Source organism: Bacteroides sp. DH3716P, assembly GCF_025914115.1.
In the GTDB taxonomy this organism is placed as follows: domain Bacteria; phylum Bacteroidota; class Bacteroidia; order Bacteroidales; family Bacteroidaceae; genus Bacteroides; species Bacteroides ovatus.
This window is the reverse complement of sequence record NZ_CP083673.1, coordinates 2,459,371-2,478,118: the sequence shown is the minus strand read 5'-3', so window position 1 is coordinate 2,478,118 and position 18,748 is coordinate 2,459,371. Positions and strand designations below refer to the sequence as shown.

The 18,748-nt window shown below is 41.9% G+C and carries 17 protein-coding genes; 8 read left to right on the top strand and 9 right to left on the bottom strand.

The window, feature by feature from the left end:
* Nucleotides 1-36 precede the first annotated feature (36 nt).
* From KQP79_RS09185 to KQP79_RS09175, 3 genes are all read left to right on the top strand, one after another.
* Nucleotides 37-480: a hypothetical protein gene (locus tag KQP79_RS09185; protein WP_004306378.1), complete on the top strand. Its 444-nt coding sequence runs from the start codon at nucleotides 37-39 to the stop codon at nucleotides 478-480.
* Between the two features lie 262 nt (nucleotides 481-742).
* The gene (locus KQP79_RS09180) at nucleotides 743-2,407 is read left to right on the top strand and encodes a putative transporter (RefSeq protein ID WP_120080473.1); all 1,665 of its coding nucleotides are present in this window, start codon (nucleotides 743-745) and stop codon (nucleotides 2,405-2,407) included.
* Nucleotides 2,408-2,606: 199 nt separating this feature from the next.
* The gene (locus KQP79_RS09175) at nucleotides 2,607-4,601 is read left to right on the top strand and encodes a fructose-1,6-bisphosphatase (RefSeq protein ID WP_138343857.1); all 1,995 of its coding nucleotides are present in this window, start codon (nucleotides 2,607-2,609) and stop codon (nucleotides 4,599-4,601) included.
* A 219-nt stretch (nucleotides 4,602-4,820) separates the two neighbouring features.
* Here KQP79_RS09175 and KQP79_RS09170 read toward each other — a convergent pair whose 3' ends face one another.
* The 5 genes from KQP79_RS09170 to KQP79_RS09150 form a co-directional block, all read right to left on the bottom strand.
* Entirely contained in the window at nucleotides 4,821-5,969 is a 1,149-nt protein-coding gene (locus tag KQP79_RS09170; protein WP_004310732.1) for an LA_2272 family surface repeat-containing protein, read from the bottom strand.
* Nucleotides 5,970-6,018: 49 nt separating this feature from the next.
* Entirely contained in the window at nucleotides 6,019-7,677 is a 1,659-nt protein-coding gene (locus tag KQP79_RS09165; protein WP_032845820.1) for an AMP-binding protein, read from the bottom strand.
* A gap of 483 nt (nucleotides 7,678-8,160) precedes the next feature.
* Nucleotides 8,161-9,231 carry a GDP-L-fucose synthase family protein gene (locus KQP79_RS09160; RefSeq protein ID WP_061448284.1) on the bottom strand — a complete coding sequence of 357 codons (1,071 nt, stop codon included), beginning with the start codon at nucleotides 9,229-9,231 and terminating at the stop codon, nucleotides 8,161-8,163.
* Between the two features lie 100 nt (nucleotides 9,232-9,331).
* A complete protein-coding gene (gene gmd / locus KQP79_RS09155; protein WP_004310729.1) occupies nucleotides 9,332-10,402 on the bottom strand; it encodes a GDP-mannose 4,6-dehydratase in 1,071 nt (356 codons plus the stop codon).
* 93 nt (nucleotides 10,403-10,495) lie between these two features.
* Entirely contained in the window at nucleotides 10,496-11,665 is a 1,170-nt protein-coding gene (locus KQP79_RS09150) for a dicarboxylate/amino acid:cation symporter (protein WP_004297835.1), read from the bottom strand.
* A 109-nt stretch (nucleotides 11,666-11,774) separates the two neighbouring features.
* On the opposite strand from KQP79_RS09150, the gene gnd reads away from it, so the two are divergent.
* From gnd to KQP79_RS09130, 4 genes are read left to right on the top strand one after another with little or no spacing between them, the layout of a single operon-like run.
* A complete protein-coding gene (gene gnd, locus KQP79_RS09145; RefSeq protein WP_032846467.1) occupies nucleotides 11,775-13,250 on the top strand; it encodes a decarboxylating NADP(+)-dependent phosphogluconate dehydrogenase in 1,476 nt (491 codons plus the stop codon).
* Between the two features lie 34 nt (nucleotides 13,251-13,284).
* The gene (zwf, locus tag KQP79_RS09140; RefSeq protein ID WP_004310726.1) at nucleotides 13,285-14,781 is read left to right on the top strand and encodes a glucose-6-phosphate dehydrogenase; all 1,497 of its coding nucleotides are present in this window, start codon (nucleotides 13,285-13,287) and stop codon (nucleotides 14,779-14,781) included.
* Nucleotides 14,778-15,509, top strand: coding sequence for a 6-phosphogluconolactonase (gene pgl, locus KQP79_RS09135; protein WP_004297828.1), 732 nt, complete (start codon nucleotides 14,778-14,780; stop codon nucleotides 15,507-15,509). Before zwf ends, pgl begins: the two co-directional genes overlap by 4 nt.
* Before the next feature lie 46 nt (nucleotides 15,510-15,555).
* Nucleotides 15,556-16,506 carry a Dyp-type peroxidase gene (locus KQP79_RS09130; RefSeq protein ID WP_061448285.1) on the top strand — a complete coding sequence of 317 codons (951 nt, stop codon included), beginning with the start codon at nucleotides 15,556-15,558 and terminating at the stop codon, nucleotides 16,504-16,506.
* Between the two features lie 23 nt (nucleotides 16,507-16,529).
* Here the strand turns inward: KQP79_RS09130 and KQP79_RS09125 are convergent, their stop codons facing one another.
* The gene (locus KQP79_RS09125) at nucleotides 16,530-16,742 is read right to left on the bottom strand and encodes a hypothetical protein (protein ID WP_004297825.1); all 213 of its coding nucleotides are present in this window, start codon (nucleotides 16,740-16,742) and stop codon (nucleotides 16,530-16,532) included.
* 316 nt (nucleotides 16,743-17,058) lie between these two features.
* On the opposite strand from KQP79_RS09125, the gene KQP79_RS09120 reads away from it, so the two are divergent.
* Nucleotides 17,059-17,397: a hypothetical protein gene (locus KQP79_RS09120; protein WP_004300192.1), complete on the top strand. Its 339-nt coding sequence runs from the start codon at nucleotides 17,059-17,061 to the stop codon at nucleotides 17,395-17,397.
* Here the strand turns inward: KQP79_RS09120 and KQP79_RS09115 are convergent.
* Genes KQP79_RS09115 through KQP79_RS09105 form a run of 3 tightly spaced genes read right to left on the bottom strand, consistent with a single transcriptional unit; the run spans nucleotide 17,394 to nucleotide 18,660 of the window.
* Nucleotides 17,394-17,861, bottom strand: coding sequence for a hypothetical protein (locus KQP79_RS09115; protein ID WP_004318837.1), 468 nt, complete (start codon nucleotides 17,859-17,861; stop codon nucleotides 17,394-17,396). The genes KQP79_RS09120 and KQP79_RS09115 overlap by 4 nt on opposite strands.
* Nucleotides 17,862-17,880: 19 nt before the next feature.
* Nucleotides 17,881-18,267 carry a hypothetical protein gene (locus tag KQP79_RS09110; RefSeq protein WP_004318836.1) on the bottom strand — a complete coding sequence of 129 codons (387 nt, stop codon included), beginning with the start codon at nucleotides 18,265-18,267 and terminating at the stop codon, nucleotides 17,881-17,883.
* A 12-nt stretch (nucleotides 18,268-18,279) separates the two neighbouring features.
* Nucleotides 18,280-18,660, bottom strand: a complete 381-nt coding sequence (locus tag KQP79_RS09105; RefSeq protein ID WP_008997734.1) for a helix-turn-helix transcriptional regulator — start codon at nucleotides 18,658-18,660, stop codon at nucleotides 18,280-18,282.
* Nucleotides 18,661-18,748: the final 88 nt, after the last annotated feature.

Sequence of the window (18,748 nt, the reverse complement as noted above, 5' to 3'; positions counted from 1 at the left end):
AGATAATAATTAGAGAACCGTTAAAAATAAAGGAATATGAAAACGAACACATTTAAATACTTCGGTTTGGCTTTGATGGCTATATTGATGGTAAGTTTTACCTCTTGCGAAGTGGAAATAGACAGTTTCTATGATGATGATAATAATGGTGCAGGATACTATAATCGTTCGGCTGATTTGTGTAGCCGTACCTGGGTTAGTTTCTACCGGGACATGGACGGTAACTATTGCCGTCAGGAACTGGATTTCTTTTTAGATCGTACGGGAATTGACTATATACGGGTGGAATATCCTAACGGGACAGTAGAGCAGTATGAATATAATTTCCGTTGGAGCTGGGAGAATTATGCGCAGACTTCCATTCGTATGTCATACGGACCGAATGATGTTTCATACCTGGATGATGTGTACATCGGTGGAAACAGGTTAAGCGGTTATCTGGACGGACGAAATAACTTTGTGGAGTTTCAGGGGAAATGATGAAAGATAAAACGGAAAGAAACAGAGGGAAAAAGATCGTTTGAGGGATAACAAGATGCAGGTGAAAAGAGAAGGATAAGATAGTTAAGATAGAAATAGGATAGTTATTAGGAACAAAATAATAGGTAACGGAGTAAAAGGGTAATCAATAAGATTTCAAGATATATGATTCAGGGTATAAATAGGGTGCGAAATGAAAGCTTAAAAGTTTTGAACCGGACTAAATAGTTTTTATCTTTGCGCCCTATTAGTTTTTATATACATGGAGTGGTTATATAGTCTATTTCTCGAACATTCTGCCTTACAGGCTGTTGTGGTACTTTCATTGATTTCTGCCATTGGTCTGGGCTTGGGAAGAGTGCATTTCTGGGGAGTTTCCCTGGGAGTCACTTTTGTTTTTTTTGCAGGCATCCTCGCCGGCCATCTCGGGCTTTCGGTCGATCCGCAGATGTTGAACTACGCAGAAAGTTTCGGACTGGTCATTTTCGTTTATTCTCTCGGTTTGCAAGTCGGTCCCGGTTTCTTTAGCTCTTTCCGCAAAGGAGGGGTAACATTGAATATGCTGGCATTGGGAGTTGTTCTGTTGGGAACGTTGTTGACCGTGGTGGCTAGTTATGCAACAGGTGTCTCTCTTCCTGATATGGTCGGTATCCTTTGTGGAGCAACGACGAATACTCCAGCGTTGGGAGCCGCACAACAAACATTGAAACAGATGGGAATGGACAGCAGTACTCCTGCTTTAGGATGTGCGGTAGCCTATCCGATGGGGGTAGTTGGTGTAATCCTTGCCGTTTTATTAATTCGCAAAGTGCTGGTTCACAAAGAAGACTTGGAGATAAAAGAGAAAGATGATGCGAACAAAACCTACATTGCAGCGTTTCAAGTACACAATCCTGCTATTTTCAATAAAAGCATCAAGGATATAGCTCGCATGAGTTACCCGAAGTTTGTCATCTCCCGCTTATGGCGTGACGGACATGTAAGTATTCCGACTTCTGACAAGATATTGAAGGAAGGTGACCGTTTACTGGTGGTAGCTGCGGAGAAAGATGCTTTGGCCTTGACCGTGCTTTTTGGTGAACAGGAAAATACGGATTGGAATAAAGAGGACATTGACTGGAATGCGATTGATAGTGAATTGATTTCGCAACGTATTGTCGTTACCCGCCCTGAACTGAATGGTAAGAAACTCGGTTCACTCCGGTTGAGAAATCATTATGGGATTAACATCAGTCGCGTTTACCGGTCGGGTGTACAGTTGCTTGCTACTCCGGGATTGGTACTTCAATTAGGAGACCGCCTGACGGTAGTGGGAGAGGCTGCTGCTATTCAGAATGTGGAGAAAGTACTTGGAAATGCTGTAAAAAGTTTGAAAGAACCCAATCTGGTTGTTGTGTTTATCGGCATCGTACTCGGTTTGGCATTGGGGGCGATTCCTTTCTCTTTTCCGGGTGTCAGTACTCCTGTGAAGCTGGGATTAGCGGGTGGACCGATTATCGTTGGTATCCTTCTGGGAACTTTTGGACCACGGATACACATGATTACTTATACCACCCGTAGTGCGAATCTGATGTTACGTGCCTTGGGACTTTCCATGTACCTTGCTTGTCTGGGACTGGATGCCGGAGCTCATTTTTTCGACACCGTATTCCGTCCGGAAGGTTTGTTATGGATCGCTTTAGGAGCCGGATTGACTATTGTTCCAACCGTACTGGTGGGGTTTGTGGCTTTCAAGATGATGAAGATTGATTTCGGTACTGTATCCGGTATGTTGTGCGGAAGTATGGCAAATCCGATGGCACTGAACTATGTAAACGATACAATTCCCGGCGACAACCCATCCGTAGCCTACGCGACTGTTTATCCGCTGTGTATGTTCCTGCGGGTGATTATCGCTCAAGTGCTGTTAATGTTCTTGTTAAATTGAGAATTGAAAATTGAGAAATGATGGATTTGTAAATAAAAAGTAGTCATTTCTTAATCAGGAATCGTATAAAATAGATAAATTTGTAACAAGAAAAAGGAGAGGAATTAATAAATTCCTTTTTTGAGTTACTAAATGGTAAGTTGTCAACTAATAATAAGTTGCCAATTAATAAATTGTAAATAGTAAAATAGTAAATAGAATGACTGCTCAAAGTAACATAACTCCTGAAAGCATTGTGAGTGATCTCCGTTACCTGCAACTGCTTTCCCGAAGTTTTCCTACCATTGCTGATGCCAGTACGGAAATAATCAACTTAGAGGCTATCTTAAATCTACCTAAAGGGACGGAACATTTCCTGACTGATATTCATGGAGAATATGGAGCTTTTCAGCATGTACTGAAAAATGCTTCCGGTGCGGTAAAACGTAAAGTAAATGAAATATTCGGCAACACTCTTCGTGAAGCTGAAAAGAAAGAAATCTGTACTTTGATTTATTATCCCGAAGAGAAACTGCAATTGGTGAAGGCCCGTGAAAAGGATCTGGATGATTGGTATCTGATTACGCTGAACCAACTGGTGAAAGTCTGTCAGAACGTGTCTTCCAAATATACTCGTTCGAAGGTTCGTAAATCACTGCCTGCCGAATTCTCTTATATCATTCAGGAGTTATTGCACGAATCGTCTATCGAACCGAATAAGCATGCTTATATTAATGTAATTATCAGCACAATTATCACTACGAAGCGTGCCGACGATTTCATTATCGCTATGTGTAATCTGATTCAGCGCTTGACTATTGATTCTCTTCATATCGTAGGTGATATTTACGACCGTGGTCCCGGTGCGCATATCATTATGGATACATTGTGTAATTACCACAATTTCGATATTCAATGGGGAAATCATGATATTCTCTGGATGGGAGCAGCTTCCGGTAATGATAGTTGTATTGCCAATGTGATACGTATGTCCATGCGCTATGGTAATCTGGGTACACTTGAAGACGGATACGGAATCAATCTGCTTCCATTGGCTACTTTTGCAATGGATACGTATGCCGATGATCCTTGCACGATTTTCATGCCGAAAATGAACTTTGCCGATGCTCATTATAATGAGAAGACTTTGCGTCTGATTACTCAAATGCATAAAGCCATTACCATTATCCAGTTTAAGCTGGAAGCTGAAATCATCGACCGCCGTCCGGAATTCGGAATGGCTAATCGTAAACTTCTGGAGAAGATTGATTTTGAACGCGGCGTCTTTGTATATGAAGGAAAAGAATATGCTTTGCGTGATACCAATTTCCCGACTGTAGATCCGGCAGATCCTTACCGACTGACTGAAGAAGAACGCGAATTGGTAGAAAAGATTCATTATTCATTTATGAATAGTGAGAAATTGAAGAAGCACATGCGTTGTCTGTTTACCTATGGCGGCATGTATCTGGTTTCAAACTCGAATCTTCTTTATCATGCTTCTGTTCCTCTGAATGAGGATGGCAGCTTTAAACATGTCAAAATACGTGGTAAGGAATACTGGGGACATAAATTGCTGGATAAAGCCGATCAATTGATCCGTACCGCTTATTTCGATGAAGAAGGAGAGGAGGATAAGGAATTTGCTATGGATTATATCTGGTATATGTGGTGTGGCCCGGAAGCTCCTTTGTTTGATAAAGATAAGATGGCGACTTTTGAGCGTTATTTTGTAGAAGATAAAGAGTTGCATAAAGAAAAGAAAGGCTATTATTACACATTGCGTAACCGGGAAGATATTTGTGACCAGATTTTGACAGAGTTTGGAGCTTCAGGGCCTCATTCGCATATTATCAACGGTCATGTGCCTGTGAAAACGATTCAGGGGGAACAACCTATGAAAGCCAATGGCAAGCTTTTCGTTATTGATGGCGGTTTTTCAAAAGCTTATCAGCCGGAAACGGGAATTGCGGGGTATACGCTTGTTTATCATTCTCATGGTATGCAACTCGTACAGCACGAACCATTCCAGTCTCGTCAGAAAGCCATTGAAGAGGGGCTTGATATCAAATCGACCAACTTCGTTCTCGAATTTAATTCGCAACGAATGATGGTGAAAGATACCGATAAGGGAAAAGAACTAGTGACTCAAATACAGGATTTGAAGAAACTGCTTGTTGCTTATCGTACTGGTCTGATAAAAGAAAAAGTGTGATATGAATGCTATTTCTTTGCAATATAAAATTCAATAACTTTTAGTGCATCGAGTGATTCGTTCCACCTAGGTGGGACTAAACAGCGACCTGGGTGGGACGAAAGGAAAACCTTGGTAGAACGAAACAAACATCCAGGTGGAACGAATTATAATTAGTAAAGCAATGCCTTGATATTAGTGTTTTAATCTTTTCAGCAGTGTATCTTGCCCGACTCCTGTTTAGAAAAGAACAATGCCTGCTTCGATAATAGCTCCCTTATCGTAATTACTCGATTTATTATAGAATCTGGTTAGCCCATAACCGCCTGTTGCAAAGATACCGAACTTCCTGGTAAATTGATATTCCAGATTGGCACGTGCCTGCAATGCATATAAACGTTTCGGAATCACCTCGTCTTTGTTATCGAAAGCCTCGATATGCTGGTAGCCAAGGTCTCCGCTGATGGATAAGCCTTTGTAAAGAGGGAAGGATAAACCGGCACGATAGGATGCACTTGCCGAAAACTTATCATTCAATCCTTGATACATGGAACCGACTCCCAGAATGGTATAAAACAATTGGTTCTTGAATCGTACACCTATATTGGCAGGCGTAGCATTTCCACCATACACCATCATTTGTACTCTTGTATCAGGATTCGCATTAACCAATCCGAGTTGGAATCCCTTCATGTCTTCCTTGTAATAATTGACAAGGCCAATTTGAAGTCCGCGGGCCTGCGTTGCATAATTACATAATGCTATTTGCATCCCATTCAGTTTCGATGCGGTTATATTGGCAATTCCTGCTATCTGCAAGCCGTTCATGTGTTCGCCTACCACATTCAAAAGTCCGGAAGCCATCAAACCGCCGAAGCTCTGCCCTGTAATATTTGCCGCTCCGGAAAAGTGTAGCCCCGAAGCCATGTTGCCTGTCACATTCATGAAACCACTAATCATTAACCCCGAGTTGTTGTCTCCTCCGATGCTCGTTAACCCGGATATGACTACTCCCTGTGCTCTGTCGCCGGTGATATTTACCAATCCGGCAGCAGAAAGTCCTACGGTGTTATCGCCACTGATATTACTGATACCGGCCAGCTGAACGCCCCGCATAGTACCCCCTGCTAAGTTGGCTAATCCGGTGATTTGTATTCCGTTCATGTCGCCATGAACCACACTTCCCAACGCATTGATACCCACACCGTTCAGACGGTTCATTGTAGACAGGAGGCCGATGTTTATGTATGTCGTCTGTGTACTGTCATGAGGTTGTGTACATATATCTTTCCAGATGGATATATTGATACCTGCACTCTTGTTCTGTGCCGGTAAAGAAACGGCAGCCATTAGTATAGCTGCCGTAAGTATTGTTTTCTTTATCTTCATTCCTTTCTCTTTTTCGGTTTAAGTAATATCTTATGCAGCTAACTTTATATTAGCCTTTTGCTTCCTGATATAAGTAACGTTTGATGCTCTTCTTCGGTGTCTTTTCGAATTCTTCCGGATAGATTTTCATCTTGGATATCTGGCTGTAAGCCGGTAGCATAGTATTTAAAGTCACACGGTTTTCTTCCATTACTTGCTCGATGTCTTCATTCTTCAGGCCATGAGCGAAAGCGTCGTCAAAATCAGGATAAACAAGTCCGACAAGTTTCTCGTTTTGCTGAACGATAATACTTTCAGCCACGTATGGCAGGTTGTTCAACTTATCTTCAATTTCTTCCGGATAGATATTCTGTCCGCTGGCGCTCAATAACAGGTTCTTGCTGCGTCCTTTGATCGTAACATTACCTTCTTCATCCATCAAAGCCAAGTCGCCGGTGTGTAACCAACCGTCCTTGTCAATGACTTCTTGAGTGGCTTCTTCGTTTTTGTAATAGCCCAACATCACATTCGGGCCCTTACATACGATTTCACCAACGATATTTTCAGGATCAGATGACAATACCCGTACATCCATCCGTGGTACAGCCTTTCCGCAAGAACCCGGTTTGAACTTTCTCCAATCTTCGTAGCAGATAATCGGACCACATTCCGTCATTCCATATCCAACCGTATAAGGGAAATCAATCATTTTCAAGAACTGTTCCACTTCCTGATTGAAAGCAGCACCTCCTACAATAACAGCTTTGAAGTTTCCGCCAAATGCTTTAATCATTTCTTCGCGCACTGTTGCCTTAATCTTATCATTGATAATAGGCACTTTCAGTAATATCTTCATCGCCGGAGTTTCCAACTTCGGAAGTACGCTTTTCTTGATTATCTTTTCGATGATAAGCGGTACGGCAACGATTAGACTGGGCTTCACTTCTTCAAAAGCCTGGAAGATAATCTTAGGGCTTGGCATACGGGTGAGGAAGTAGATGTGACAACCTACGGAGAACTCATAAAGGAATTCAAAAGCCAATCCGTACATGTGTGCCATAGGAAGCATGGAAACGATTTTATCTCCGGCTTCCAGTTCCAACACTTCAAAAGCAAATTTGGTATTTGACCACAGGCTGCGGTAGGGGAGCATTACTCCTTTGGAATAACTCGTTGTTCCCGAAGTATAATTGATAACTGCCAGTTCTTCCGGTTCGTCTTTATGATATGCGACATGTTCTTTACGGAAATTCTTCGGATATTTTTTGCCGAACATTTCGTTCAGATGTTCGCGTGCATAAGTCAGTCGTTCGCTGCGTGACACTAGCAGGGTGAAGTCGTTCATCATCAGGATACCTTCCAATAGCGGCATTGCCGACTCGTTCAGGTTTTCCCATACCATATCTCCAACAAGCAGTAACTTGGCTTCGGAGTGGTTGACGATATTATGCACATTGTCTGCTTTAAATTCATGGAGAATAGGTACAATAACGGCTCCATACGTTAGTGTGGCAAGGAAAGTAACTCCCCAGTGAGAGCTGTTTCTTCCACAAACGGCAATCTTGTCTCCCTTGCGGATTCCGCTTTCTTCGAAGATGATATGGAGTTTCTCGATTTTGCGAGCTACGTCTTTATACTGTAAAGTTGCACCTTTATAATCGGTCAGGGCATCCAGGTCCCAATTATTCTTGATACTATTTTCAATATAGGCTATAAAACTTTGTTCCATTGTTTTTTGCACATTTGGTATTAAATTGTGCAAATATAGCAATTATATTAAGAATGAAGAATTAAGAGTGAAGATTTTTTGGAAATGGAGGGAGAGTAGTGGGAAGGAATTTGTGGACGATGCGTTATTGGTGCAATGGATGATGCTTATAATTGAATAAATGATGCTTATGGTTGAATAAATGATGCTTAGTTGGATGAAGGCTTATAACAAAAAGGATTAGCTTGTGATAAAATAGATTAGCTCATGGCATAAACAGATTAAGTTATGAGCTAAATGAATATCATTATAGCTAAACAAATTATCATTATAGCAAAACAGATTATCATTATAGCAAAACAGATTATCATTATAGCAAAACAGATTATCATTATAGCAAAACAGATTACGCTTATAGCTAATTTAATTATCATTATAGCTAAAAAAAATATGCTATTAGCAAAAATAATTCAGCTAATAGCATATTTACAGTAACTTCATTTCTTATTTCAAGTACCATTCGTACATTCTTTGTATGCCTTCCTCGATTTCAATTTTATGGTGCCACCCCAAAGAGTGCAGTTTCGAAGGATCGGTCAGCTTGCGCATAGTGCCGTCCGGTTTGCTGCTGTCGAAGGTCAGTTTTCCTTGATAACCTACAGTCTCCACAATACGCTCGGCCAGCTGACGGATGGTGATTTCCTTACCGGTTCCGATGTTGATGTGGCAGTTGCGGATATCTTTGCTACCTTCTTTATAGGTATCTTTGAAGTCTACGTGCTCCATTACGAAGACGCTGGCATCCGCCATTTCTTCGCTCCAAAGGAACTCGCGGAGTGGAGTACCTGTACCCCAAAAAGTGACTTCCGTTTCACTGATTCCGTATTTTTGCAGAATAGCCAGGATTTCTTCTTTCGGACTGTTGCCGTTGACACCTTCCACCGGACGCAGGTTCATGTCCTTACGTACAGCTTCCCAGTTTCCTTCTTTCAGACAGTGTGCCAAATGAATCTTGCGAATCATGGCAGGCAGTACATGGCTGCGTTCCAAGTCGAAATTATCATTCGGTCCGTAAAGGTTTGTCGGCATCACAGCGATGTAGTTCGTTCCATATTGCAGGTTGAAACTTTCGCACATTTTCAGTCCGGCAATTTTGGCGATTGCATACGGCTCGTTGGTATATTCCAACGGTGAAGTAAGCAATACATCTTCCTTCATCGGCTGTTCGGCATCGCGTGGATAAATACACGTACTACCAAGGAAGAGCAATTTTTTCACGTTGTGACGGAAACTCTCTCCGATGATATTCTGTTGAATTTGCAGATTCTTATATATAAAGTCGGCACGGTAGATGCTGTTTGCCATGATACCACCCACAAAGGCGGCGGCAAGGAATACATATTCCGGCTGTTCTTCATCGAAGAATTTACGGACTGCCATGCCATCCAGCAGGTCAAGTTCTTTGTGCGTGCGACCTATCAGATTGGTATATCCTTTATCCTGCAAATTCTTCCAGATAGCAGATCCCACAAGTCCGTGGTGTCCTGCTATATATATCTTTGCATTCTTTTCCATTCTATCTTTTATTAGTTCACCACAGAGGACACGGAGGGCACAGAGGAAAAAATAAGATCCTCCGTGTCCTCTGCGTCCTCTGTGGTGAAATGAAATTCATTTAATGTTTGGTAGCAATCATTCGTTTCACTTTTTCCATATCGTGGCGAACCATGATACTTACCAGTTCTTCGAATGATGTTTTACGTGGATCCCAACCCAACAGTGTTTTAGCTTTAGTCGGGTCGCCCAGCAATTGTTCTACTTCCGATGGACGGAAATACTTCGGATCAACTTCTACCAGAGATTTTCCGGTAGCTACGTCGATACCTTTTTCATTTACGCCTTCACCTTCCCAACGAAGTTCGATGCCTGCTTCTTTGAATGCTAACGTTGCGAATTCGCGCACCGTGTGCATTTCTCCAGTAGCAATAACGAAATCTTCGGGAACATCATGTTGCAGGATTAGCCACATACATTCGATGTAATCCTTGGCATATCCCCAGTCGCGAAGAGAATCCAGATTACCCAGGTACAGTTTGTCCTGTTCGCCCTGTGCGATACGTGCGGCAGCAAGCGAAATTTTACGTGTAACGAACGTCTCACCACGGCGTTCGCTCTCGTGATTGAACAAAATACCGTTTACAGCAAACATACCATAGCTTTCGCGGTAGTTTTTAGTAATCCAGAAACCATATTGTTTGGCTACCCCATACGGAGAACGGGGATAGAATGGAGTTGTCTCTTTTTGTGGAACTTCCTGCACCTTACCGAACAATTCGGAAGTAGAAGCCTGATAGATGCGGGTTTTCTTTTCCAGTCCCAGGATGCGTACAGCTTCGAGCATACGCAACGTGCCGATAGCATCTGCTTCGGCAGTGTATTCCGGAACGTCGAACGAAACCTTCACGTGGCTTTGAGCTGCGAGATTGTAGATTTCATCCGGTTGCACCTGTTGAATAATACGAATTAACGAACTAGAATCTGTCATATCCCCATAATGCAGATTAATCGTACGTTTCTGTTTCATGTCGCGCACCCACTCGTCAAAATACAAATGTTCAATACGTCCTGTATTGAACGAAGAAGAACGACGGAGTATACCGTGTACTTCGTAACCTTTTTGCAATAGAAATTCGGCAAGATAAGAACCATCTTGCCCGGTGATGCCTGAAATTAGGGCTTTTTTCATACGCTAATTATTTATATAATTGAAAATGTGGGTGCAAATGTCGGCATTTTTTGTGACCCAGCCAAGTGACTTTCCAATTATTTTTCAGCACAGTCATTCAGCACGGTTTTTTCCCATTATTTTGTCGATAATCAAAGCGATAGCTCCGTCTCCCGTTACATTGCAGGCAGTACCGAAACTATCCATGGCGATGTAAAGCGCAATCATCAAAGCTTGTGCCGATTCGTCGAAACCGAGCATGGATTGTAGAATCCCCAGGGAAGCCATGATTGCTCCACCCGGAACTCCCGGAGCAGCTACCATAGTGATACCCAGCATAAAGATAAACCCGGCAAACAGGGGGAAGTCGAACGGCATTCCTTGCATCATCATCAATGCCAGTGCACAGGCTACAATTTTCAGTGTACTGCCCGATAGATGGATGGTGGCACATAGCGGAATCACAAATCCGGCTACTTCAGCAGATACTCCGTTCTTTTTGGTCTGTTCCAGTGTCACGGGAATGGTGGCTGCAGATGATTGTGTACCCAATGCCGTGAAGTAAGCGGGCAGCATTTTGCTAAGCAATTTGAATGGATTTCTATGCACAAACAATGCCGCAATGGAATACTGAAAAACCAACAGGAAAATATGAAGAACGAAGATGACTCCGATAATTTTAATAAACACCATCAGGATAGAATATACTTGTCCCGAATGTGTCATGTTGAGGAATATGCCGAAGATATAAAGCGGCAGCAACGGCAGAATGACGGCACTTATCATTCGTACGATAATTTCCTGAAAATCACGTGCCACATTTTTCAATGCGTCGCTGTTGAGTGACGCCAGTCCTAACCCCAGTGTGAAAGCTAAAACCAGAGCTGTCATTACGTTCATCAGTGGCGGAATGGAGACGGAGAAGTAGGGGAGGATTCCCTGCGCTTCGCTTACTTCTTCAAGTGGTGCACCCGGTTCGATGAGCGAAGGAAATACTGTGACTCCTGTGAAGTAGGAGAGAAAGCCTGAAAAAAGAGTAGCGAAGTAGGCGATCAAAGCTGTCACGAGTAGCATTTTTCCTGCGCCTTTTCCGATGTCGGCAATAGCCACAGTAACCAGTCCGACGATAATCAATGGGATAGAGAAATTAAGAAATTCACTGAAAATGCCATTGAACGTAACAAATATTCGCACTAGCGGAGCCGGGAAAACTGTGCCGATGGCAATACCCAAAATGATGGCGATAACGATGCGTGCCAACAAACCGATTTTGATCTTCTTCATCCTTGATTTTATTTGTAGACCACAAAAATAATATTTTAATCTAAAATATTGCGAACAAATGTGCATTTCAAATGTTACTAAGATAAAGAATATTCAAAATATACAAGTTATGGCAAATCAGAATAAAACAGATATCGGACTTATCGGCTTGGCTGTGATGGGCGAGAATCTTGCTTTAAACATGGAGAGTAAGGGATGGCACGTGTCGGTTTATAACCGTACTGTTCCCGGAGTAGAAGAGGGGGTGGTAGAACGCTTCCTGAATGGTCGTGCAAAAGGTAAAAACATCGAAGGATTCACAGATATAAAGGCATTTGTAGATTCGATAGCTATTCCCCGTAAGATTATGATGATGGTTCGTGCCGGAAGTCCGGTTGACGAACTGATGGATCAGCTTTTCCCGTTGCTTTCACCGGGAGATATCCTTATTGATGGCGGTAATTCTAATTACGAAGATACGAACCGCCGTGTCCAACTGGCGGAATCAAAGGGATTTCTTTTCGTCGGTAGCGGTGTGTCCGGTGGTGAAGAGGGAGCCTTGAATGGAGCTTCTATCATGCCCGGTGGTTCGGAAAAAGCATGGCCGGAAGTGAAACCGATTCTTCAAAGTATTGCGGCAAAAGCACCGGACGGCACTCCTTGTTGCCAATGGGTGGGTCCTGCCGGCTCCGGTCATTTTGTGAAGATGATTCACAACGGTATCGAATATGGTGATATGCAGCTGATTGCCGAAGCCTATTGGGTGATGAAAAAGCTGCTTGATCTGACCAATGAGGAAATGGCTGATGTCTTTGCCCGTTGGAACGAAGGCAAACTTCGCAGTTATCTGATCGAAATCACCGCCAACATTCTGCGGCATAAAGACAAATCCGGAGGTTATCTCATTGATAAAATCCTGGATGCAGCCGGACAGAAAGGAACCGGAAAATGGTCGGTTATCAATGCGATGGAACTCGGTATGCCGTTAGGGCTAATTGCCACGGCGGTATTCGAACGAAGCCTTTCTTCACAGAAAGACTTGCGTCACCTGGCTTCCAAGCAATTCCAGTGTCAACATACACAACCTATATATAATAAGGCGGAACTCGTAAAGAATATCTTTTCTGCTCTTTATGCTTCCAAACTCGTCTCTTATGCCCAGGGATTCGCCGTGTTGCAACGTGCTTCCGACGCTTTCGGCTGGCATCTCGACCTGGCTTCCATTGCGCGTATGTGGCGTGGGGGATGCATCATCCGCAGTATATTCCTGAACGATATTGCAGCTGCCTTCGAAGCCACCGACAAGCCTAAACACTTGTTGTTGGCTCCTTATTTTAAAGAAGAAATGAAGACATTGCTTCCCGGATGGAAGAGCCTGGTGGCGGAATCCATGAAAGAAGAACTTCCCGTTCCTGCTTTCTCCTCTGCCCTCAACTATTTCTATTCGCTCACTTCTGCCGATCTGCCCGCCAACCTTGTACAGGCACAACGTGATTATTTCGGTGCGCACACTTTTGAGCGTAAGGATGAGTTGCGCGGACAGTTCTTTCACGAGAACTGGACAGGCCACGGAGGAGATACGAAATCGGGCACCTATAATGTTTGAGTAAACCTATAATTCATATTTAGAAATTAATAAAGTGGATAAATTTGCAATGATAATTTTCGGTGCGTCAGGTGATTTGACCAAGCGTAAGCTGATGCCTGCCCTTTACTCCCTCTACCGTGAAAAACGGTTGACCGGAGAGTTTTCCATATTGGGTATCGGGCGTACGGTCTATTCTGACGATAACTACCGTTCCTATATATTAGAAGAACTACAACAGTTTGTCAAGTCTGAAGAACAGGACACAGCTCTTATGGCTTCATTTGTCTCCCATCTCTACTATTTACCGATGGACCCGGCAAAAGAAGAAGGTTACCCGCAACTCCGCCAACGTCTGGTTGAATTGACTAATGAGGTAGATCCGGACAATCTGCTGTTCTATCTTGCCACTCCGCCATCACTTTACGGAGTAGTGCCCCTCTATTTGAAAGCTGCCGGACTTAACACTCCCCACTCGCGCATCATCGTTGAGAAACCTTTCGGCTATGATCTCGAGTCGGCACTTGAACTGAATAAAACGTATGCCTCTGTTTTCAATGAGCATCAAATTTACCGTATCGACCATTTTCTCGGTAAGGAAACGGCCCAGAATGTACTGGCTTTCCGTTTTGCCAACGGTATCTTCGAACCTCTCTGGAATCGTAACTATATTGACTACGTAGAAATTACAGCCGTAGAAAATCTGGGTATCGAGCAACGAGGCGGGTTCTATGAAACGGCAGGTGCGCTGCGGGATATGGTGCAGAATCATCTGATACAGCTCGTGGCCCTTACGGCTATGGAACCGCCTGCTGTTTTCAATGCAGACAATTTCCGTAATGAAGTGGTGAAGGTCTACGAATCTCTTACTCCATTGAATGATATCGATTTGAATGAACATATTGTTCGCGGACAATATACAGCCTCCGGTAGTAAAAAAGGATACCGTGAAGAAAAAGGAGTGGCTCCCGATTCGCGTACGGAAACTTATATTGCCATGAAACTGGGCATTAGTAACTGGCGCTGGAGTGGCGTTCCGTTCTACATTCGTACAGGTAAACAAATGCCGACGAAAGTAACGGAAATCGTTGTGCATTTCCGGGAAACACCTCACCAGATGTTTCATTGTGCTAGTGGCAACTGTCCACGGGCTAATAAATTGATCCTTCGTTTGCAACCGAATGAAGGAATTGTGCTCAAAATCGGAATGAAAGTCCCCGGTGCAGGTTTCGAAGTCCGCCAGGTGACGATGGATTTCAGTTATGCACAGTTGGGCGGTGTGCCTAGTGGTGACGCTTATGCCCGTCTGATAGATGATTGTATCCAGGGCGATCCGACTTTATTTACTCGAAGTGATGCAGTAGAAGCCTCATGGAAATTCTTCGATCCGGTGCTCCGCTATTGGAAAGATAACCCCGATGCGCCTCTTTACGGTTATCCCGCAGGTACGTGGGGACCTTTGGAAAGTGAAGCAATGATGCACGAACATGGGGCTGACTGGACGAATCCTTGTAAGAATTTGACAAATACAGATCAATATTGTGAATTATGAAACTATCAGTTTTTCCCTCATCAATTGAAACTTCACGAGCATTGATACTCCGCCTGGTGGAAATCATGAATGAAGAGCCGGACAGAGTGTTCAATATCGCAGTTAGTGGTGGTAATACCCCTGCTCTGATGTTCGATTTATGGGCGAATGAATATATGGAAATTACCCCTTGGGACCGTATGCGGATTTATTGGGTGGATGAACGTTGTGTGCCTCCCGATGATTCGGACAGTAATTACGGAATGATGCGCAACCTTCTTTTGGGTATCACTCCTATTCTCTATGAGAATGTATTCCGTATCCGTGGAGAGGCAAAGCCTGCGAAAGAGGCGGTTCGTTATTCGGAGTTAGTCCGGCAGCAAGTGCCGTTTAAGCGTGGTTGGCCCGAATTCGATATTATACTGTTGGGAGCCGGAGATGACGGACACACTTCTTCGATCTTTCCCGGGCAAGAAGATTTGCTGACTTCAAACTCTATTTATGTGGTCAGTGCACATCCCCGTAACGGGCAGAAGCGTATCGCAATGACGGGATACCCCATTCAGAATGCCCGCTATGTCATTTTCCTGATTACCGGAAAAAATAAAGCCGATGTAGTAGAAGAAATCTGTAATTCGGGAGACACTGGTCCCGCAGCCTATGTGGCTCATCATGCGCAAAATGTAGAACTGTTTATGGATAAAGGGGCTGCCGCATATATTGAAGATCCTAATAAAAAGATGAGTTAGAACAGAACTATTTCATTGACGAAACTAATAGAAAAAAAAGAAAAATATGAATCCTTATCAACATTCATTTGGTGGTAATATCCCACAAGACGTAGCGGGGAAACAAGGCGAAAATGTTATTTTTATTGTTTATACTTTAAAAGATTCGCCTGAAACTCTTGACAAAGTAAAAGATGTGTGTGCCAATTTCTCGGCCCTGATTCGCAGTATGCGTAACCGTTTTCCTGATATGATGTTCAGTTGTACCATGGGATTTGGAGCCGATGCCTGGAACCGTCTTTTCCCGGAACAGGGAAAACCCAAAGAACTGAAAACTTTCGAAGAGATAAAAGGCGAGAAGCATACGGCAGTTTCTACTCCGGGCGACTTATTGTTTCATATCCGTGCAAAACAGATGGGATTATGTTTTGAGTTTGCATCTATCATCGATGAGAAACTTCAAGGCGTGGTTGAACCTGTCGACGAAACTCACGGTTTCAGATATATGGATGGCAAAGCCATTATCGGCTTTGTGGATGGAACGGAGAATCCGGCGGTTGATGAAAATCCCTATCATTTTGCAGTTGTAGGAGAGGAAGATGCTGATTTTGCAGGAGGCAGCTATGTCTTTGTGCAGAAGTATATTCACGATATGGTTGCGTGGAACTCCTTACCTGTGGAAGAACAGGAGAAAGTGATCGGGCGTCGTAAGTTTAACGATGTCGAACTGTCTGACGAGGAGAAACCTCAAAATGCGCATAATGCCGTCACTAATATTGGAGATGACCTGAAAATAGTGCGTGCCAATATGCCGTTCGCCAATACGTCTAAGGGAGAATATGGTACTTACTTCATCGGCTATGCAAGTACGTTCACTACTACCCGGCAGATGTTGGAAAGTATGTTTATTGGCAATCCGGTAGGCAATACCGACCGTTTACTGGACTTTAGTACAGCAGTTACGGGAACACTTTTCTTTGCTCCCTCCTACGATTTGCTAAGTGAACTGGGCGAATAAAAAATAAAAGACTGGGGGGAGTATTACACTTTAGTAATCTCCTCCACTACATATTGGTCTTTTACTTTCTTGCAGGTACATACGAAGAATTCCGGATGTTTCAGAGCTCCTTGTAAAGTATCAGGAAGAATCATTTCTTTAGTACGACGGTCCATTGCAACCGTTGCATACAGGATACCTTCACTCTTGCATTTCTCTATTAATGCACTTTTTAGTTCTTCTACGCTATATTCCATTTGTGTGATCCTTTGTCGCTGCAAAGTTATGGAAAATATGTATATTTTGTGCAATTATATTCCTGTAATAAATAAAAAAATAGCTCCCTAGTTCGTCCGCCGACGAGGGAGCTATTAACACAAAAACTAAACTAGACACATTTTTGGAAATCTAGTTGTATATTCTGTATATCAATTATATAGTCCTGCTTTTTTTTATGGTTCGACCATAATTCGACCATTTGATGTTTTATGTACTATCAAGATTTCTATATTTCATATTTTATATTACTTTAAATATTATATTTGCGCATTGTCAAACTAAAATAGTGCGTTTATGAAATCGTTATTAAAAAATGTCCTAAGAAGGATAAGTAAAAAACAATCTTCTAAAGAAGATAATGCGACAGCCTTTTATCCCCAGTGTTGTGCAAAAGTGGATGATTCCGCTCGTATGCGTATAAAAATGTCTTATGACCAAAATGTAAAAGAAACTATATCAAGCTTGAAAACACTTGCTAATGATATGTCTAGTGGCTTTGTTACTTTTAAAAAGTTTCAGACTAGGCGTTATCAATACAACCCGGATGCAGATGCAACTCTATATGCTTCAAGACTGCTTCGTGCAGCTTCTATATTGGAGTTCCTATTAACTGATCCTGATAATAAATCTTAGAGATTCATTTTTTCAGCTAGAGCAGAGAGCCCTATCAGTAGTTCAGTTATATTTTTGGCTTTTCCGACAACATCATCAACTTTCGCTGCTGTATCAGGGCTTAACTCCTTTTCTAATCGTTCTAGCTGCATTTGAAATGTATCAAAACTTAATATATATAAGTCTCTTTCAACAGTGAATCCCCCTTTTTCTGCAAAATTGAATATTTCAAAATTCAACGTAAGATATTCAATACCATATCCTTTATAGTCAATAAATCTCCTATTTTTGAACTCCTCTAAAACTATTTCATATTGTTCTTTACTGATCCTAAGGTCTGGTATATCTTTATAATTTAGTTTAGCTGTTCTTTTCCCGTTTGCTACAACCAAAATATAATTTAATACTTTATCCTTTTCTTCAGCTGTTATAACTAAAGGATATTCTCTTTCATCTTTTGGGGGTACAGTTCTAATTGGGCGCATATTTGAAAAAATATTTATTCTATTGTTTATATAGTTTCATTCTAGTATTACTGTAATACATTATATCTTTTTCTATTTCGCAGGGAATTGTTAAATTGTCTTTTTCTACTATTAGATTCACAATATTGTCGTTTATAGAGTATTTACCTGATACCGTTTCTTTCCATTCATATTCTAAATCCTCATTATCATCTGCAACATTATATATTGTGAAAGATTTCAAGTCAAAAGATATAGCAAAAAAAGATCTTAAATAAGGAGTGCCTTCTTCAAAAGACAATCGAGTTTTTCCGTACCAGTCTTTTGCAGAAGTCCATGTTGTTCCTGCTAAATTAATACTGTCATCAGAGCATGAATTAAATATAAGCACAAATAAGAAGGATAGTATTAAAAATCTTTTTTTCATACATATATAAGTTTATCCTATATTTCTTTCATTCTTCAACATAGCTAGTTCACCCTTTAATTTCTGATTTTCTTCCAAAAGCCGTTGGGTAAGCACTGTCTTTTCATTAATCTCATCTTGTAAATTGGCGATGGTATATACTATACTTTTCAATTTATCCATTCCTGGTTCTGTTTCTTCTTTTTGAAGAAGCATAGAACCTTTTCCTCTTAACAGCCATTCTGCGGAAATTTCCTCAAATGAGGATGAAATTGCTATTATTGTTGCAAGGCTAATTTCTCTTTTTCCTATCAGTTGATTATTAATAGTTGTGGGCTTTAATCCACACTTAATAGCAAATCCCCTCTCTGATAGCCCTGAATAGGTTATTACTTCTTTAATTCTGTTTATCATAATCAATCAAAAGTTAAATATCCACAAATGAAGATATAAAATAGGTTTTAAATTTTTATATATCCACATTTGAGGATATATTTGCATC

Bases quoted from the DNA above. Each gene is read 5' to 3' on its own strand.
- KQP79_RS09185 (WP_004306378.1), top strand. From the start codon at position 37: ATGAAAACGAACACATTTAAATACTTCGGTTTGGCTTTGATGGCTATA.
- KQP79_RS09180 (WP_120080473.1), top strand. From the start codon at position 743: ATGGAGTGGTTATATAGTCTATTTCTCGAACATTCTGCCTTACAGGCT.
- KQP79_RS09175 (WP_138343857.1), top strand. From the start codon at position 2,607: ATGACTGCTCAAAGTAACATAACTCCTGAAAGCATTGTGAGTGATCTC.
- KQP79_RS09170 (WP_004310732.1), bottom strand. From the start codon at position 5,969: ATGAAGATAAAGAAAACAATACTTACGGCAGCTATACTAATGGCTGCC.
- KQP79_RS09165 (WP_032845820.1), bottom strand. From the start codon at position 7,677: ATGGAACAAAGTTTTATAGCCTATATTGAAAATAGTATCAAGAATAAT.
- KQP79_RS09160 (WP_061448284.1), bottom strand. From the start codon at position 9,231: ATGGAAAAGAATGCAAAGATATATATAGCAGGACACCACGGACTTGTG.
- gmd (WP_004310729.1), bottom strand. From the start codon at position 10,402: ATGAAAAAAGCCCTAATTTCAGGCATCACCGGGCAAGATGGTTCTTAT.
- KQP79_RS09150 (WP_004297835.1), bottom strand. From the start codon at position 11,665: ATGAAGAAGATCAAAATCGGTTTGTTGGCACGCATCGTTATCGCCATC.
- gnd (WP_032846467.1), top strand. From the start codon at position 11,775: ATGGCAAATCAGAATAAAACAGATATCGGACTTATCGGCTTGGCTGTG.
- pgl (WP_004297828.1), top strand. From the start codon at position 14,778: ATGAAACTATCAGTTTTTCCCTCATCAATTGAAACTTCACGAGCATTG.
- KQP79_RS09130 (WP_061448285.1), top strand. From the start codon at position 15,556: ATGAATCCTTATCAACATTCATTTGGTGGTAATATCCCACAAGACGTA.
- KQP79_RS09125 (WP_004297825.1), bottom strand. From the start codon at position 16,742: ATGGAATATAGCGTAGAAGAACTAAAAAGTGCATTAATAGAGAAATGC.
- KQP79_RS09120 (WP_004300192.1), top strand. From the start codon at position 17,059: ATGAAATCGTTATTAAAAAATGTCCTAAGAAGGATAAGTAAAAAACAA.
- KQP79_RS09115 (WP_004318837.1), bottom strand. From the start codon at position 17,861: ATGCGCCCAATTAGAACTGTACCCCCAAAAGATGAAAGAGAATATCCT.
- KQP79_RS09110 (WP_004318836.1), bottom strand. From the start codon at position 18,267: ATGAAAAAAAGATTTTTAATACTATCCTTCTTATTTGTGCTTATATTT.
- KQP79_RS09105 (WP_008997734.1), bottom strand. From the start codon at position 18,660: ATGATAAACAGAATTAAAGAAGTAATAACCTATTCAGGGCTATCAGAG.